Origin of the sequence: Comamonas piscis, from assembly GCF_014109725.1 — a bacterium.
GTDB lineage: Bacteria > Pseudomonadota > Gammaproteobacteria > Burkholderiales > Burkholderiaceae_C > Comamonas > Comamonas piscis.
This window is the reverse complement of sequence record NZ_CP058554.1, coordinates 1,678,617-1,694,140: the sequence shown is the minus strand read 5'-3', so window position 1 is coordinate 1,694,140 and position 15,524 is coordinate 1,678,617. Positions and strand designations below refer to the sequence as shown.

At 63.9% G+C, this 15,524-nt stretch carries 15 protein-coding genes; 8 read left to right on the top strand and 7 right to left on the bottom strand.

What is annotated here, in order from left to right; genetic code table 11:
• The first annotated feature begins 230 nt into the window (after window positions 1–230).
• Complete coding sequence (locus HS961_RS07575) at window positions 231–1,256, top strand: sensor domain-containing diguanylate cyclase (protein ID WP_182327123.1); 1,026 nt, start codon at window positions 231–233, stop codon at window positions 1,254–1,256.
• Window positions 1,257–1,270: 14 nt separating this feature from the next.
• Here HS961_RS07575 and HS961_RS07570 read toward each other — a convergent pair whose 3' ends face one another.
• From HS961_RS07570 to apbC, 4 genes are all read right to left on the bottom strand, one after another.
• The gene (locus tag HS961_RS07570; protein WP_182327122.1) at window positions 1,271–1,534 is read right to left on the bottom strand and encodes a hypothetical protein; all 264 of its coding nucleotides are present in this window, start codon (window positions 1,532–1,534) and stop codon (window positions 1,271–1,273) included.
• The gene (locus HS961_RS07565; protein WP_182327121.1) at window positions 1,531–3,822 is read right to left on the bottom strand and encodes an FdhF/YdeP family oxidoreductase; all 2,292 of its coding nucleotides are present in this window, start codon (window positions 3,820–3,822) and stop codon (window positions 1,531–1,533) included. The genes HS961_RS07570 and HS961_RS07565 overlap by 4 nt, the downstream gene beginning before the upstream one ends.
• 76 nt (window positions 3,823–3,898) lie before the next feature.
• Window positions 3,899–4,870 carry a LysR family transcriptional regulator gene (locus HS961_RS07560; RefSeq protein ID WP_182327120.1) on the bottom strand — a complete coding sequence of 324 codons (972 nt, stop codon included), beginning with the start codon at window positions 4,868–4,870 and terminating at the stop codon, window positions 3,899–3,901.
• On the bottom strand, window positions 4,870–5,961 hold the full coding sequence (apbC, locus tag HS961_RS07555) for an iron-sulfur cluster carrier protein ApbC (protein WP_182327119.1): 1,092 nt from the start codon (window positions 5,959–5,961) through the stop codon (window positions 4,870–4,872). Before apbC ends, HS961_RS07560 begins: the two co-directional genes overlap by 1 nt.
• A 109-nt stretch (window positions 5,962–6,070) precedes the next feature.
• Between apbC and HS961_RS07550 the strand changes: the two genes are divergently transcribed.
• From HS961_RS07550 to HS961_RS07535, 4 genes are all read left to right on the top strand, one after another.
• Window positions 6,071–6,652, top strand: coding sequence for a restriction endonuclease (locus HS961_RS07550; protein ID WP_238347828.1), 582 nt, complete (start codon window positions 6,071–6,073; stop codon window positions 6,650–6,652).
• 85 nt (window positions 6,653–6,737) lie between these two features.
• On the top strand, window positions 6,738–8,003 hold the full coding sequence (locus HS961_RS07545) for a patatin-like phospholipase family protein (protein ID WP_182327118.1): 1,266 nt from the start codon (window positions 6,738–6,740) through the stop codon (window positions 8,001–8,003).
• A gap of 124 nt (window positions 8,004–8,127) precedes the next feature.
• The gene (metG, locus tag HS961_RS07540) at window positions 8,128–10,278 is read left to right on the top strand and encodes a methionine--tRNA ligase (RefSeq protein WP_182327117.1); all 2,151 of its coding nucleotides are present in this window, start codon (window positions 8,128–8,130) and stop codon (window positions 10,276–10,278) included.
• A gap of 5 nt (window positions 10,279–10,283) precedes the next feature.
• Window positions 10,284–10,670 (top strand): hypothetical protein, encoded by a 387-nt coding sequence (locus HS961_RS07535; protein WP_238347827.1) that lies wholly within the window; start codon window positions 10,284–10,286, stop codon window positions 10,668–10,670.
• A 21-nt stretch (window positions 10,671–10,691) separates the two neighbouring features.
• Here the strand turns inward: HS961_RS07535 and HS961_RS07530 are convergent, their stop codons facing one another.
• Both HS961_RS07530 and HS961_RS07525 read right to left on the bottom strand, forming a co-directional pair.
• Complete coding sequence (locus HS961_RS07530; protein WP_182327116.1) at window positions 10,692–11,369, bottom strand: YitT family protein; 678 nt, start codon at window positions 11,367–11,369, stop codon at window positions 10,692–10,694.
• Between the two features lie 152 nt (window positions 11,370–11,521).
• Window positions 11,522–12,016, bottom strand: coding sequence for an outer membrane protein assembly factor BamE (locus HS961_RS07525; RefSeq protein ID WP_182327115.1), 495 nt, complete (start codon window positions 12,014–12,016; stop codon window positions 11,522–11,524).
• Window positions 12,017–12,058: 42 nt separating this feature from the next.
• On the opposite strand from HS961_RS07525, the gene HS961_RS07520 reads away from it, so the two are divergent.
• The 3 genes from HS961_RS07520 (at window position 12,059) to HS961_RS07510 (ending at window position 13,619) form a co-directional block, all read left to right on the top strand.
• The gene (locus HS961_RS07520) at window positions 12,059–12,265 is read left to right on the top strand and encodes a DUF3460 family protein (RefSeq protein WP_182327114.1); all 207 of its coding nucleotides are present in this window, start codon (window positions 12,059–12,061) and stop codon (window positions 12,263–12,265) included.
• Between the two features lie 127 nt (window positions 12,266–12,392).
• Window positions 12,393–13,190, top strand: coding sequence for a segregation and condensation protein A (locus tag HS961_RS07515; protein ID WP_238347922.1), 798 nt, complete (start codon window positions 12,393–12,395; stop codon window positions 13,188–13,190).
• A gap of 66 nt (window positions 13,191–13,256) precedes the next feature.
• On the top strand, window positions 13,257–13,619 hold the full coding sequence (locus HS961_RS07510) for a 5-carboxymethyl-2-hydroxymuconate Delta-isomerase (RefSeq protein ID WP_182327112.1): 363 nt from the start codon (window positions 13,257–13,259) through the stop codon (window positions 13,617–13,619).
• A gap of 117 nt (window positions 13,620–13,736) precedes the next feature.
• Here HS961_RS07510 and HS961_RS07505 read toward each other — a convergent pair whose 3' ends face one another.
• Window positions 13,737–15,305 (bottom strand): TerC family protein, encoded by a 1,569-nt coding sequence (locus HS961_RS07505; RefSeq protein ID WP_182328168.1) that lies wholly within the window; start codon window positions 15,303–15,305, stop codon window positions 13,737–13,739.
• Window positions 15,306–15,524 lie beyond the last annotated feature (219 nt).

Below are 15,524 nucleotides of genomic sequence, written 5' to 3'. Positions count from 1 at the left end.
TCCGAAGGCCACCAGACCCCGCCAAAGCGCATGCTGCGAGTAGGGTCAAGCCCGTTACAAATGGGGCCTGAAGCACCATGGATTGCTGAAACCCACCACGCAGCCCTGCCGCGCACCTGGGTGGGCAGATTTTGTAGACGCTCTCTAAAAGCTTCATTGAAAGAGATCATCCCTAAACCATCGATTGCGAGTTACGATATGAAACAACAATCTCTCAACGAGCCATTCCTATGCAAGCCTTGATTTCACAATTGGGCCAGACGTTTGCCAAAGCTCGCAGTCTGGAGGAGCTAACGCGCCCCCTGCTGGAGATGCTGCAAAAAGTCACCAGTCTGGAGTCCACCTACCTCACCCGCATTGATTTGGGCCAGCGCGTGCAGCAAGTGCTGTTTGCGCGCAATACCCAGAGCCTGCAGATCCCCGAGAACCTGAGCGTTCCCTGGGAGGACACCTTGTGCAAGCGCGCCATTGATGAGAACTGCCTCTATACCGCCGAAGTGAGCGAGATCTGGGGCGACTCACAGGCCGCGCAGGCGCTGGGCATCCAGACCTATGCCAGCACACCGGTACACCTCTCGGATGGCGTGCTCTACGGCACGCTCTGCGGCGCTAGCGCCACGCGCAAACCGCTGCAGCGCGATACCCAGGATGTCATGCGCCTGTTCGCCCAGTTTCTGGGCCAGCAGGTCGAGCGCGAGCAGCTGCTCATCCAGATCCAGGTCCAGAACGAGGAATTGCTGCGACTGGCCCGCACCGATCCCCTCACCGGCCTGCCCAACCGCCGCGCGCTGATTGAGCAGCTGGACCAACTGCAGGCCATTGCCAGGCGCCAGGAACGTTATGTGTTTGTCGGCATGATCGACATGGATGGCTTCAAGGCCATCAACGATGGTTATGGCCACGAGGCCGGCGACCGTTTCTTGCAGCTGCTGTCCGAGCAAATGCGGGACGCCATGCGTGACTCGGACCTGATTGCCCGCCAGGGCGGTGATGAGTTCGTCTTTGCCGGCCTAGGGCCGTCCTTGCGCGAACCCATTGCGCCGGCCTTGCATGAAACCCAGGCGCGGCTGTTTGCCAGCACCCGGGCGGAGTCGCTGTGCCTGGGCGCGGGCGTGCGCTTGAACTACACCGGCGCCAGCGTCGGTCTGGTCGCCGTCTCGCCCGACACAGACGCGGATACGGCCTTGCAGCAGGCCGACTTGGCCATGTACCAGACCAAGCAGGCCCGCAAAGCGCGCCACCAGGCCGCCGCCTAAGCCACCCGCGCAGCTCAGCGGTCGAGCTGCTGCGCGGCTGCTGCGCCTGGCGCCGTCAAGGCCAGCATCCAGCGCCCCTCGACCGCCTCGGCCACCACCCAGGGTGCTTGCTGCGCCAGATTGAGCATGGCCAACTCGCGCAGCAAGGTGCTGGCCCCGGCATCCAGCAGTTTGGCGATGCGCACCAGCGGCACTGCTTGGCCGGCGCGTGCCTGCTGCTCCTGCGCCAAGGCCTGCAGCAGGCGCTGCGCCAGCGGGCTGATGGGCGGCTCGCTCACCCCGGCGCCTGGCCGGGCTCCAGCACCACGGGAATGGATTTGGAGGTGGGCGTACCTGCCAGCGCTGCCACCGCCGACAGGGGCACCAGCGGGTTGGTTTCCGGGTAGTAGGCCGCCAGGTTGCCACGCGGAATGTCATAGGCCACCAGCTTGAACCCATCGACCTGGCGCGGCTGGCCATCGTCCCAGACGGTGCGGATGTTCACCCAATCGCCATCGGCCAGCCCCAGGTCGCGGATGTCATCGGCATGGATGAAGACCACCCGCCGCTGGCCAAACACGCCCCGGTAGCGGTCGTCCATGCCATAGATGGTGGTGTTGTACTGGTCGTGAGAGCGGGTGGTCAGCAAGGTGAACACACGCTGGTCACGCACCCGTTCGCGGGCGCGGTGCGTGGGCGTATCCACTGGCACCGCATGGGCGTGGAAGCTGGCCTTGCCGCTGGCCGTGGCCCAGATGCGCTCGCTGGCGGTGTTGCGCAGCCGAAAGCCGCCGGGCACGGCCACACGCGCATTGAAGTCGGAAAAATCGGAGAACACCTTGGCGATCTCGTCGCGGATCAGCGCGTAATCGCCCAGCAATGCCAGCCAGTCCACCCGGCTGCGCGCCCCCAAGGTGGCATGGGCCAGGCGCGCCACAATCGCCGGCTCGGACAGCAGATGCGGTGAGGCCGGTGGGTTCATGCCCATCGACAAATGCACCATGCTCATCGAATCCTCGACCGTCACGCCCTGGGGCTGGCCGTTTTGCAGATCGATCTCGGTGCGGCCCAGGCAGGGCAGCAGCAAGGCCTGGCGGCCATGCACCACATGGCTGCGGTTGAGCTTGGTGGTGACCTGCACCGTCAGCGCGCAGCGCTGCAGGCCTTTCCAGGTTTCATAGGTATCGGGCGTGGCGGCGGCAAAATTGCCGCCCAGCGCGAAGAACACCTGGGCCTGGCCATCTCGCATGCTGGCAATGGCCTCCACCGTGTCCATGCCGTGCGCGCGGGGCGGCGCAAAGCCATACACCTCTTGCAAACGATCCAGCAAGGCTGCGGGCGGCTTTTCCCAAATGCCCATGCTGCGGTCGCCCTGCACATTGCTGTGGCCGCGCACCGGGCAAGGCCCTGCCCCCGGCCGGCCGATGTGGCCGCGCAGCAGCAGCAGGTTCATGATCATCTGGATGGTCGCCACCGAATGCCCATGCTGGGTGATGCCCATGCCCCAGCAGGCAATCACCTTGTCCGCGCCCAGGTAGACATCGGCAGCCGCACGCATTTGCGCCTCGCTCAGGCCCGACTCCTGCGCCAGCAGTTCCCAGTCTTCGTCTTGCAGGCTCTGCGCCAAGGCCTCAAAGCCGGTGGTGTGCTCGGCAATAAAGCCATGGTCCAGCACACCGCCCCGGGCCGCTTCCTGCTCCAGCACATGCTTGAGCATGCCCCGCAGCGCCGCCAGATCACCGCCCACGCGCAGCTGAAAATAATGCGTGCTGATGGGGCTGGAGCCCAGCGTCGCCATCTCCAGCTTGTCCTGCGGATCGGCAAAGCGCTCCAGCCCGCGCTCGCGCAAGGGGTTAAAGCTGACGATGCGCGCGCCACGCTTGTGTGCCTCGCGCAGCTCACCCAGCATGCGCGGGTGGTTGGTGCCTGGGTTCTGGCCAAAGATGAAGATCGCGTCGGCCTCTTCAAAATCCGCCAGGGTCACCGTTCCCTTGCCCACGCCAATCTGCTCGCGCATCGCCGAGCCGCTGGGCTCGTGGCACATGTTGGAGCAATCGGGGAAATTGTTGGTGCCGTACTCGCGCACAAACAGCTGGTAGAGGAAGGCCGCCTCATTGCTCGCCCGGCCCGAGGTGTAGAACACCGCCTGGTCCGGGCTGGGCAGCGCATTCAGGTGCTGGGCAATTAATGCAAAGGCGTCGTCCCAGGCAATCGTCTGGTAGTGGTCGCTGGCCGGGTCATACACCATCGGGTGCGTCAGCCGGCCCTGGTCCTCCAGCCAGAAATCGCTTTGCTGGGCCAGCTCGCGCACGCTGTAGCGGGCAAACAGCTCCGGGCCCGCACGCCGGGCGGTGGCCTCGGCCGCAACGGCCTTGACGCCGTTTTCGCAGAACTCAAAGGTCGAGGCATGGTTGCGGTCGGGCCAGGCGCAGCCCGGGCAGTCAAAGCCATCGGGTTGGTTGGCCGACAGCAGTGTTTTGGCGCCCTTGAGGGCGATGTCGTGGTGCAGCAGCGTGTTCTTGACGCTGTTCAAAGCGCCCCAGCCACCGGCTGGGCCTTTGTAGAAGGCGATTTTCTGTTCTTGCATGGCAGGGGCTCGATGTAGCCCTGCATTTCAACGCGCTGGTGGCCAGGCGTCAAATTCAATACCGCAATGCCGGCATTCAAGATGCCGATGTTGGGCTCGCCACCACCAGGCTGAGCGCACCGGCATGCAGCAGGCACTGCTCCCGCCAATCCGCCTGCGCCATCAGCGCGCAGGCCGCCGCCAGTGCCGGCATGGCTTGCTGCGATGGCTGGTAGAGAAAGCCCACTTCGCTCTCCACCACCGGATCGACCAGCGGCCAGGCGCGCAGGCCCGGCGTATTGCGCACGGTGGCCAGCACAGCGCCCGGCACAATGCTGGCCATCTGCCCCTCGGCCACGGCCTGCAGCAAGGCCTGTACCGAGTTGGTTTCCATGGCGGGTTGCACGGCCACGCCCACGCTGGCAAAGCTGCACTCCACGATCTGGCGGTTGTGCATATCCGGGGTCAGCAGGCACAGCGGCTGCTGCGCCGCCAGGGCCCATGGCAGTGGATCGGCGGCATGCACCGTGTCAGCCACGCAGGCCGGCGGTGGTGCTGATTGCAGCAGGTAGTAGTGCTCTTGGTACTGGGGCACGCAGTGGGTGCTGCTGCGGTGGATGCGGTCGCTGTAGCCCAGCGCCAGGTCCAGGCTCAGCTCCTCCAGACCGCGCTCAATGTCAGGCGAGCTCATCGCATGCAGCGCGGGCACCAGGCCCGGGTGCTGGCGGCGCAGCAGGCTGGCAAAGCGCAGCAGCATTGGCATGGCGGTGGGCACCGCTGCCATGCGCAGCTGGCCTTGCAAATCGCCTGCCTGGGCACTGAGGCGCTGGCGCAACCGCGCCTCCGTCTGCAGCATCTCCAGGCCGGTTTGCAGCACCTGTTCGCCCTCGGGCGTAAAGCCGGCAAACACCCGCCCTCGGCGCACGATGGGCACGCCAAACTCCGCCTCCAACGCACGCAGGGCGTTGGAGAGAGTGGGCTGGGTGATATGGCAAGCCTGGGCTGCCCGCGCGAAATGGCCATGCGCATGGAGCGCGGCCAGATAACGCATGGCAGCGAGCAGGTTCATCAGGTGCTGCTGCTGACGCTGATGGTCGGGAACTTCGACGAAAAATCTTTCGCCTGCTGCGCAATCTTGACGGCAATGCTGCGCGCCACCTGCTTGTAGATGGCTGCGACCTCGCTGTCGGGCGCCGCCACCACGGTGGGGGTGCCGCTGTCCGCCTGCTCGCGGATCTGCATCGACAGCGGCAGCGCGCCCAGGTAGTCGAGCTGGTAATCGGCCGCCATGTGCTTGCCGCCATCGGCGCCAAAGATGTGTTCCACATGGCCGCAGTTGGTGCAAACATGCATGGCCATGTTCTCGATCACGCCCAAGAGAGGCACGCCCACCTTCTCAAACATTTTGATGCCCTTGCGCGCGTCGAGCAAGGCGATGTCCTGTGGCGTGGTCACAATCACCGCGCCGGTCAGCGGCACGCGCTGGCTCAAGGTCAGCTGGATGTCGCCGGTGCCCGGTGGCATATCGATCAGCAGGTAGTCGAGGCCCGCCCAATTGGTTTGGCGCAGCATTTGCTCCAGCGCCTGCACGGCCATAGGGCCGCGCCAGATCATCGCCTGGTCCTGGTCGACCAGGAGGCCGATCGACATCACCTGCACGCCATGGTTGAGCTTGGGCTCCATGGTCTTGCCATCGCTGCTCTCGGGCTTGCCGTCCACGCCCATCATCATGGTCTGGCTGGGGCCGTAGATATCGGCATCCAGCACGCCCACGGTGGCGCCTTCGGCTGCCAAGGCCAGCGCCAGGTTGGCGGTGGTGGTGCTCTTGCCCACGCCGCCCTTGCCTGATGCGACGGCAATGATGTTCTTCACGCCCGGCAACAGCGGCACACCGCGCTGCACGGCATGCGTGATCACCTTGTTGCTGATGCTCACCGAGACGTTTTCCACGCCCGGCACCGTCTTGGCTGCCGCCACAAACTGGCTGCGCAGCGCAGGCACCAGGCTTTTGGCGGGGTAGCCCATCTCCACATCAAAGGCAACATCGCTGCCATTGATCTGGAGATTGCGCACTGCACGCGTGCTGACAAAATCTTTGCCCGTGTGGGGGTCTTGAACGCTGGCCAGTGCGGCCAGTAGCGTTGTTTCGGTCACTGTCATCGTGTTTTCTATTCCTGAGACAGCAATAAGTCTAGCGAACCGCGCTTGTCCTTGCGAACCAGCGACAATCTGGGCTTTCCCCTCTGCACCTCTTGAAAGACCTGCACCCGTGAAACTGAAAATGGCGGAGAACTCCGTGTTTGCGATCTTGCTGCGCTCGTCGTGGTGGATCAGTGTGGTGGTCGGAGCCATCATCGTGGTGCTGTGCCTGGCGCTGCTACCCAAGGACATCCGCTTTGTCGGCGCCGCCGGCAGCCTGCCCTTTCTGGTGATTGGCGCGATGGCCGCCAAGCGCCAGTGGAACCAGCCCAGCGCTTCTGCCACCGAGGCGCTGTTGGCGCAGGCCGCTGCCATGTCCAGCCGCGATCTGCAAGCCTGGTTGACCCGCGCCTGGCAGGCCGAGGGCTACACCGTCAGCCCCTTGCAACAGAGCAGCGCCGACCTGCAACTGGCCCGCAATGGCCAGACCACCTGGGTGCAAACCAAGCGCAGCAAGGCCGGCGTGCATGGCATCGAGCCGCTGCGCGCGCTGCACGATGCCGCCAGCAAGGCCGATGCGGCCAGCGTCTATGTGCTGCTGCAAGGCGATCTGAGCGACAACGCCCGCGTGTTTGCCCGCGACAAGAAAATCGTGCTGCTGCAAAACCTGGAGCTGGCCACTTTGCTGAAAAAGGCCCCCATCGCTGTTTGATTGAGGCCACTGTGCCGGGGTACAAGCGGAAATCTGCGACAGCCCGGCTAGGCGCGCCCCCCGAGTTTCGGCTATGGTGCAGCCCATGCCGCCTGCTCTGCACTACGACCCCCACACCGCCGCCACCGCCATCGTGCTCTCAGGCGGCGGCGCACGTGCCGCCTACCAAGTGGGGGTGTTGCAGGCGCTCTCGCGATTGCGGCAAAACGCCGGGGCAGATCTGGGGCCCACGCCCTTCCCCATCGCGGTAGGCACCTCGGCCGGCGCCATCAATGCGGCCGGCCTGGCCTGCGGCGCCGACCATTTCGATCTGGCCGTGCAGCGGCTGTCGCGCGTCTGGCGCAATTTCTCCACCAGCCAGGTCTACCGGGCCGATGCCTTTGGCGTCATGCGCAGCGGCGCACGCTGGCTCAGCCTGTTGACCCTGGGCTGGGCGCTGACCCGTTGGCACCATGCCAAACCCCGCTCCCTGCTCGACAATGCCCCGCTGCTGGATCTGCTGCAGGCCGAGCTGCCGCTGGAGAAGATCCCCCATCTGCTGCACAGTGGCAAGCTCTCGGCGCTGGCGATCACCGCGTCGAGCTACAGCACTGGCGAGCACATCACCTTCTACGAGGCCGGCCCGCATGTGCCTGGCTGGTCGCGCACCCAGCGCCGCGCCATCCAGGACCGCATCAGCCACCAGCACCTGATGGCCTCGTCGTCCATCCCCTTTATCTTTGCACCCGCCGAGCTGCAGATCCGCGGCCAGTACAACTACCTGGGCGATGGCGCCATGCGCCAGACCGCGCCGCTCGCGCCCGCCATCCACCTGGGCGCCCAGCGCATTGTGGTGGTGGGCGTGGGCCGCTCGCATGAGGTGCTGCACCTGCCCCAGGGCGAGCACCCGCCTTTTCCGTCGCTGGCCCAGGTGGCTGGCCATGCGCTGTCCACCATCTTTCTCGATGCGCTGTCGGTCGATGTGGAGCGTGCCCAGCGCATCAACCACACGCTGAGCCTGATACCGGAGGCCGAACGCGCCCGCAGCCCCTTGCGCCCGCTGGATTTGCTGGTGTTCACGCCCTCGCAGTCGCTGGACGCGATGGCGCTGGAGCACCTGCAAGAGCTGCCGACCCCCGTGCGGGCGCTGCTGGGCGCCATGGGCGTGTCGGTACACAGCCAGAACGTGGGCAGTGCGGCGCTGGCCAGCTACCTGCTGTTTGAGCCGGGCTACACCCGCGCGCTGATTGCGCTGGGCCGGGCCGACACCATGGCCCGGCGCGACGAGGTCTGCGCCTTTTTTGGCTGGCACGGCCGCTCCCCTGGCGGCGCCAATCCCCTGGACGGCCCGACCAGCCCCGTAAGCGCCTAGAATTGGCCGGTTCTGGAGCGCCCACGGGCGCTGAGGGCTGGCGGCGCTACCCCTCCCCATGACCAGAATCCGCACCGGCCCCTTGGCCTGCGCCCTGTCTGTGATTAGAAAGTTCCGCAACCCTATGTCTCAACGAAAGATTTTCGTCACCACCGCCCTGCCGTATGCGAACGGCAACTTCCACATCGGCCACATCATGGAATACATCCAGGCCGATACCTGGGTGCGTGCGCAGCGAATGCAGGGCAATGCGGTGAACTTTGTCGGCGCCGATGACGCCCATGGCGCGCCCATCATGATTGCCGCTGAAAAAGCCGGCAAAACGCCCCAGCAGTTTGTGGCCGACATCGCCGCTGGCCGCAAGCAGTACCTCGATGGCTTCCACGTCGCCTTCGACAACTGGAGCAATACCGACAGCCCGGAGAACCACGAGCTGTCCAAGCAGATCTACCTGGACCTGAAAAAAGCCGGGTTCATCGAAACACGCACCATCGAGCAGTTCTTCGACCCCGAAAAGAACATGTTCCTGCCGGACCGCTTTATCAAGGGCGAATGCCCGCGCTGCCATGCCAAGGACCAGTACGGCGACAACTGCGAAGTCTGTAGCTCCGTCTATGCGCCGACCGACCTGATCAATCCCTACTCGGCGCTGTCCGGCGCCAAGCCGGTGATGAAGACCTCGGAGCACTTTTTCTTCAAGCTGTCCGACCCACGCGCAGTCGAGTTCCTGACCACCTGGACCCAGGACGGCCAGCATGTGCAGCCCGAGGTAGCCGCCAAGATCAAGGAATGGTTTGGCGTGCGCACCAACCCCGATGGCTCGACCAGCGAGGGCCTGGACGACTGGGACATCTCGCGCGATGCGCCCTATTTCGGTATCGAAATTCCCGATGCTCCGGGCAAGTACTTCTACGTCTGGCTGGATGCGCCGGTGGGCTATCTGGCGTCGCTCAAGGAGCTGCTGAACAAGCGCGGCGAAGACTTTGATGCCTACATGGCCGACCCGAGCCTGGAGCAGTACCACTTTATCGGCAAGGACATCATCACCTTCCACACCCTGTTCTGGCCAGCGATGCTGAAGTTCAGCGGCCGCAAGACCCCCACCAAGATCTGCGTGCACGGCTTCCTGACGGTGAACAACGGCGAGAAGATGAGCAAGAGCCGTGGCACGGGCCTCGATCCGCTCAAGTACCTGGCGCTCAAGATGAATCCCGAGTGGCTGCGTTACTACCTGGGCGCCAAGCTCAATGGCAAGAACGAAGACATCGACTTCACCGCCGAAGACTTTATGCTGCGCGTCAATGCCGACCTGATCGGCAAGTACGTCAACATCGCCTCGCGCGCTGCCGGCTTTATCAGCAAGCGCTTTGAAGGCCGGTTGGGCGAAGTGAGCGCCGATGGCCAGGACCTGCTGGCCTTGCTGCGCGGGCAAAAGGACGCCATCGTCGCCGCCTACGAAGCACGCGACACCGCCCGCGCGGCTCGCGAGATCATGCAGCTGTGCGACAAGGTCAACAGCTATGTCGATGCCAACAAGCCCTGGGAGCTGGCCAAGAAGGAAGGCATGGAGCAGCGCCTGCACGATGTGTGCACCGTCTGCATCGAGGCCTTCCGCATGCTGACCATCTACCTCAAGCCCATCCTGCCGGGTGTGGCTGCCGAAGTGGCGAACTTCCTGATCGTGCCGCCCGAGCAATTTGCCGAGGTGGACAAGCCGCTGGGCGCTGGCCACCAAATTGGGGTGTACCAGCATCTGATGCAGCGCGTCGACCCACTGCAGCTCGAAGCGCTGTTCGAAACCCCTGCCAGCCAGGAACAGGCCACCGCTGCGGCGGCCCCTGCCAAGGCCAAGAAGGCCGACAAGAAAGCCGAAGCCGTGGTGGACCCGAACGCCCCCGGCGGCGAGCCGCTGGCCGAGACCATTGGCATCGACGACTTTGCCCGCATCGACCTGCGCATTGCCAAGATTGTGGAATGCAAGGCCGTTGAAGGCTCGACCAAGCTGCTGCAGCTGACCCTGGATGCCGGTGAAAAGGACGAAGACGGCAATCCAAAGACGCGCAATGTGTTCAGCGGCATCAGCAGCATGTACGCGCCTGAGCAGCTGCAAGGCAAGCTCACCGTGCTGGTGGCCAACCTGGCGCCCCGTAAGATGAAGTTCGGCATTTCCGAAGGCATGGTGCTGGCCGCCAGCCATGCTGATGAGAAGGCCCACCCCGGCATCTATGTGCTGGAGCCCTTCCCCGGCGCGCTGCCAGGCATGCGTATCCATTGATCTGGATGGCCGCTGATCGCGCCCCCTTGAAGCCCCTGCGCCTGTTGGCCGCCGGGGCTTTTTACTGTGCCTCGGCCTGGCTGCTGGGCGGCTGCAGCGTCGTCGCCGTGGGCGCCGCTGCCGTCAGCGTCACCGCCACTGCGGTGGGCCTGGCGGCCGATGCCGCCGTGGGCACGGTGAAGGTCGTGGGCAAAGGGGTCGGCAAAACCTATGACATGGCGACAGGAGAGGAGCAGGACAACAGCGGCATCACGGTGCGTTACCGGGAGCGCAGGCCGGGCGAGACCTTCCCGCCGCAGCAGACATCGGAGCCCCTTCCAACGCCTGCACCACCATCACCAGTGACAACGCCTGTAGCGGGTCCAGACACTGCCATCCCCAGCGGTCCCTGACTTACACGGGCGCTGACCCGGTCAGTTGCCAGCGTAGCGGCCAGGCCGGTGGCTGATCCACAAGAACACGCTCATGACCACCGCCGCCAGCACCGAATAGGCCACGCGCTCAAATGGCACGATCCACAGCGCCAGCAGCACTACGGTGCAGTCAATGATCATCTGCACCTTGCCGGCACGGATGCCATAGCGGTTCTGCAGGTAGAGCGAGACGATGGTGGCACCGCCCAGGCTGGAGCGGTGGCGGGCCAAAAACAGGCAGCCCGTCCCCATCAGCAAGCCGCCGGCAATGGCGGCATACAAGGGGTTGATGTAGTCGATGTGGATAAAGCGCGGACCAATATCGACCAGCAAGGCCAGCATGGCCACCGAGATAAAGGTCTTGATCGTGAACTCCGGGCCCATGCGCGTCCAGGCAAACCAGTAGAACGGTAGATTGATCGCAAAGAACACAGCGCCGAACGGCCAGCCAGTAGCGTAGTGCAGCAAAAACGCCAGGCCCGCGGTGCTGCCGGTCAGCAATCCCGCCTGTGCAAACAGCCCCAGGGTGATGGAGACAAACAGGGAGCCGGTGAACAGCGCCTGGGCATCTTCAAAACGGCCATGGCGCAGCGCAGGCACGGCCAGCGGCACAGGCACGGGCGCCACAGGGCCGGGCAGGCCGGTGGAACCGGTAGGGGTGGATAGCGGTGAGGACATGTCGGGTTGACAGCAAGTTGCGTGCCCGCGCAAGGATGGTGCGGCGGGGCTGCCCAGCGCGGGTGGTGCTAGGTATAAACCCGAATTTTAAAGATATTCAGCCGCTCAGGTGTAGGCATATCCGCAACACTTGCGCTGCCGGGTGGCAGCGATCAGCGGCTATTCACCACCATGGTGCTGTTGCTGCGCAGCACTTTGCCCTGGGCGTCGAACACCACGGTGAACAGCATCTTGGTGCTGGGCGGGTCGACCCAGCCCCAGTCCCATTCGGCCTCGTTCTTCAGCGGGTAGCTGGTGCGCTTGGCTGGCTGGCCCAGCAGACGGCGGATCTCCTGCTGGTCCATGCCTGGCTGCACCTTGGCAAAGTAGGCGGGAGCCAGCACCTGGCGCAGCGCGGTCATCTTGCCGTCCTTGCCAATGGTGATCATGTAGTTCTGCGCGCCAGAGGGCTGGCGGGTGTACTCCAGGGTGTGCGAGCCATCGGCCTCATCCCAGATCTGGTTGGGCTCGCCAAAACGGTCGCGCACATCCTGCTCGGTGGAGACAAACTCCTCCAGTTCCTTGATGCGCTGCTGGTCGCAGCCCACCATAAACACGGAAACGGCCAGCGCAGAGGCGGCGATTGCAAGTTTGGTGACGAAGGACATGGTCAGGTTCGGTAGAATCCAGGGAAGAGGTAAATATACGCTATGTCTTTCTTTCGCCGCCCCGATTACCAATCCGACACCACCCAGTTTCTTTTGAAGCTCAAGGCTGACAAGCCCCAGCTCGAAGAAGGCCAACTCGAAGGCCGCGCCCTGCTCTGGGACAAGGACCTGGACCGCCAGCAGGAAGCGGAGTATCAGACCGCACGTGTGGCGCAAAAGCCTTACGTGTACCAAACCAACCACGATTGATCACCGTGCTGCGTGGCTGGCCGCCCGGCTGGCAACGCCTGCCGACCATGAATAGCCCCAGCGCATGGCCACATCTGGCAAGCTGAGCACGGCCGAGGATGGCGCGAGCGCCTCTGCCGGCAGTGCCATGCCCGACGTGGTGGACCAGGTCGCGCTTGCCCGGCTGTATGGCGAGCCGCTGTTCGCCATGCCCACCGACCTGTACATCCCGCCCGATGCGCTGGAGGTGTTCCTGGAGGCCTTTGAAGGCCCGCTGGATTTGCTGCTCTACCTGATCCGCAAGCAGAACTTCAATATTCTCGACATTCCGATGCTGAGCGTGACCCGCCAGTACCTGAGCTATGTCGATGAGATCCGCAGCCGCAACCTGGAGCTGGCGGCCGAGTACCTGCTGATGGCCGCGATGCTGATCGAGATCAAGTCGCGCATGCTGCTGCCGCCCAAAAAGCAGGCCGAGGGCGAAGAAGCCGAAGACCCCCGCGCCGAGCTGGTGCGCCGCCTGCTGGAGTACGAGCAGATGAAGCTGGCCGCCCAGGGCCTGGGCGCCGTGCCGCAATATGGCCGCGATTTCATCAAGGCCCAGGTGTTCATCGAGCAAGCGCTGCAGCCGCGCTTTCCAGATGTGGACATGTCCGAGCTGCAAGACGCCTGGCGCGACATTCTCAAACGCGCAAAGCTGGTGCAGACCCATAAGATCACCCGCGAAGAGCTGTCGGTGCGCGAGTACATGAGCGCCATCCTCAAGCGCCTGCAAGGCCGGCGCTTTGTCGAGTTCGAGGATATCTTCGAGCCAGAAAAAGGCAGCACCGTGCTGGTGGTGACCTTTATCGCGCTGCTGGAGCTGGCCAAGGAGACGCTGATCGAGATCACCCAGGCGGAAGCCTTTGCACCCATCTATGTGCGGTTGTCGTATACGCCCGTCTGAGCCAGCCACTGCCCACGCACCCGCCCCATTTTTCCCTGATATCGCCCTATTCCAACGGAGACCACCATGCCGCATCTCGTCATCGAATACACCAGCAACCTGGAAAACTTCCCTGAGGCCCATCTGCTCGATGCCCTCAATGCCGCCGTCATCGCCAGCGGCCAGGTGCAAAACGAGCAAGACCTCAAGAGCCGCACCGTGCGCACCGAGCAGTTCGTCATTGGCGCGGATCCTACCGCCCTGCGCGGCTTTGTGCATGCCGAGCTGCGCTTGCTGGCCGGCCGCACGCCCGAGGCCAAGCGCGACCTGTCCGACCGCATCGGCGCCGTGCTGCGCGAGTTCACGCCCCACCCCGAAGGCATGCTGGTGCAACTGAGCGTGGACATTGTCGATATGGACCGGGGCTCGTACTACAAGGGTTCGCTGTAAACAGCCTGTAGCGGCCGCAACCTTTGCGGCACCGCCAATACAAAGGCCTGCCGTCTCTCGCAAGACGGCAGGCCTTTTTCATGCTGCGGCAGCATTACGCTGCCGCCCGCTGATCGCTCAGTACTCCGAAGGCGCCTGGCCCTTGGTGTCCTTTTCGATGCGGATCTTGCGCATCACGCCATCGGTGGCCTCGGTGACGGCAAACTGCCAGCCATCGATCACCACCACATCGCCCTGTTTGGGCAAGGCACCATTGAACTCGGTGAGCAAGCCACCCAAGGTGGTAAAGGCATCGGCAGACGAGACCAGCTCGCTGGAGCCCAGCAACTGCTGCACCATATGCACATCGGCCGCGCCGCTGGCGATCCAGGTATCGGGCTCGCCATCCACCGGCTGGATCGTGAAGCTCTCATCCTCATCCGGAAACTCGCCGGCAATCGCTTCGAGCACATCGACCGGCGTCACCACACCGCTCATCACATGGAACTCGTTGATGACGATGACCATATGGCCCTTGGACTGGCGCAGGTCATTGATCAGCGCGATCACACCAGCGCCTTCGGGCACCATCAGCGGCTTGCGGATGGTGGACGGCTGGATGGCGCCATGCTGCATCAGGTCCATCAGCATGTCCTTGGCGCGCGCCACGCCCTGGAGCTGGTCCACCTGGCCCATGCACACCGGCAAGTGGCTGTGCGGGTTGTCGTTGAGCGAGCGCTGGATCGCCTCGGCATCGTCGCTCAGGTCCACCCAGTCCACATCCGAGACGGGGGTCATGATCGAGCGTACCTTGCGGTCGGCCAGCGCCAGCACGCCGCTGACCATGATGCGCTCTTCGGGCGCAAAGGTCAGTGCGTCCTCGGCAGCGGCCGGGTCGCCATGGTCATGCTCGACTTGGTCATTGCCACTGCGGCCCGCCATCAGCGACAGCACCTTGAGGGCCGTGCGCTCGCGCAGCGGCACGCGCTGCTCATGGCGGATCGCATTGCGCGACGATACCTGGTTAAAGGTCTCGATCAGGATCGAGAAGCCAATGGCGGCATACAGATAGCCCTTGGGCACATGGAAGCCCAGGCCTTCAGCGACCAGGCTGAAGCCGATCATCAGCAAGAAGCTCAGGCAGAGAATGACGATGGTCGGGTGCGCATTCACAAAACGCGTCAGCGGCTTGGACGCGAACAGCATCACACCGATCGAGATGATGACGGCGGCCATCATCACGCCCAGGTTGTTGACCATGCCCACGGCCGTGATCACCGCGTCGAGCGAGAAGACGGCATCGAGCACCACGATCTGCGCTACCACGGCCGAGAAGCTGGCATACACCGTGCTGCTTGACTTGCTGAGGCTCACGCCTTCCATGCGCTCATGCAGCTCGGTCGTGGCCTTGAACAGCAGGAACAGGCCGCCAAACAGCAGGATCAGATCGCGCCCCGAGAAACTGAGCGGTCCCAGGGAAAACAGCGGTTGTGTGAGCGTGACCAGCCAGGAGATGGCCGTCAGCAGACCCAGGCGCATCACCAGAGCCAAGGACAGCCCAATGACGCGTGCCTTGTCCCGCTGGTGGGGCGGCAACTTGTCGGCCAGGATCGCGATAAAGATGAGATTGTCAATGCCCAGAACGATCTCGAGCACCACCAGGGTGACAAGACCAATCCATATCTGCGGGTCGGAGAGCAGCTCGATCATGCGGTGCTCCCTTCACAGGGCAGAGGCACCAAGGGCGGTGCACTGGGGCTAAAACAAGAAGACAGCGACTGGGTCGTCGCGGACGAAGGAGGCTCAGGGTCCGGGTTGTCGGGCATAAAATCCGAAGGGTTGCTAAAGAGCCTCCATGGTAGCTTGCGGCACAAAAACCCTTGGAGTCTGGCCCATTCGTCACGCTGGCAACCTGCCGCGATTTGG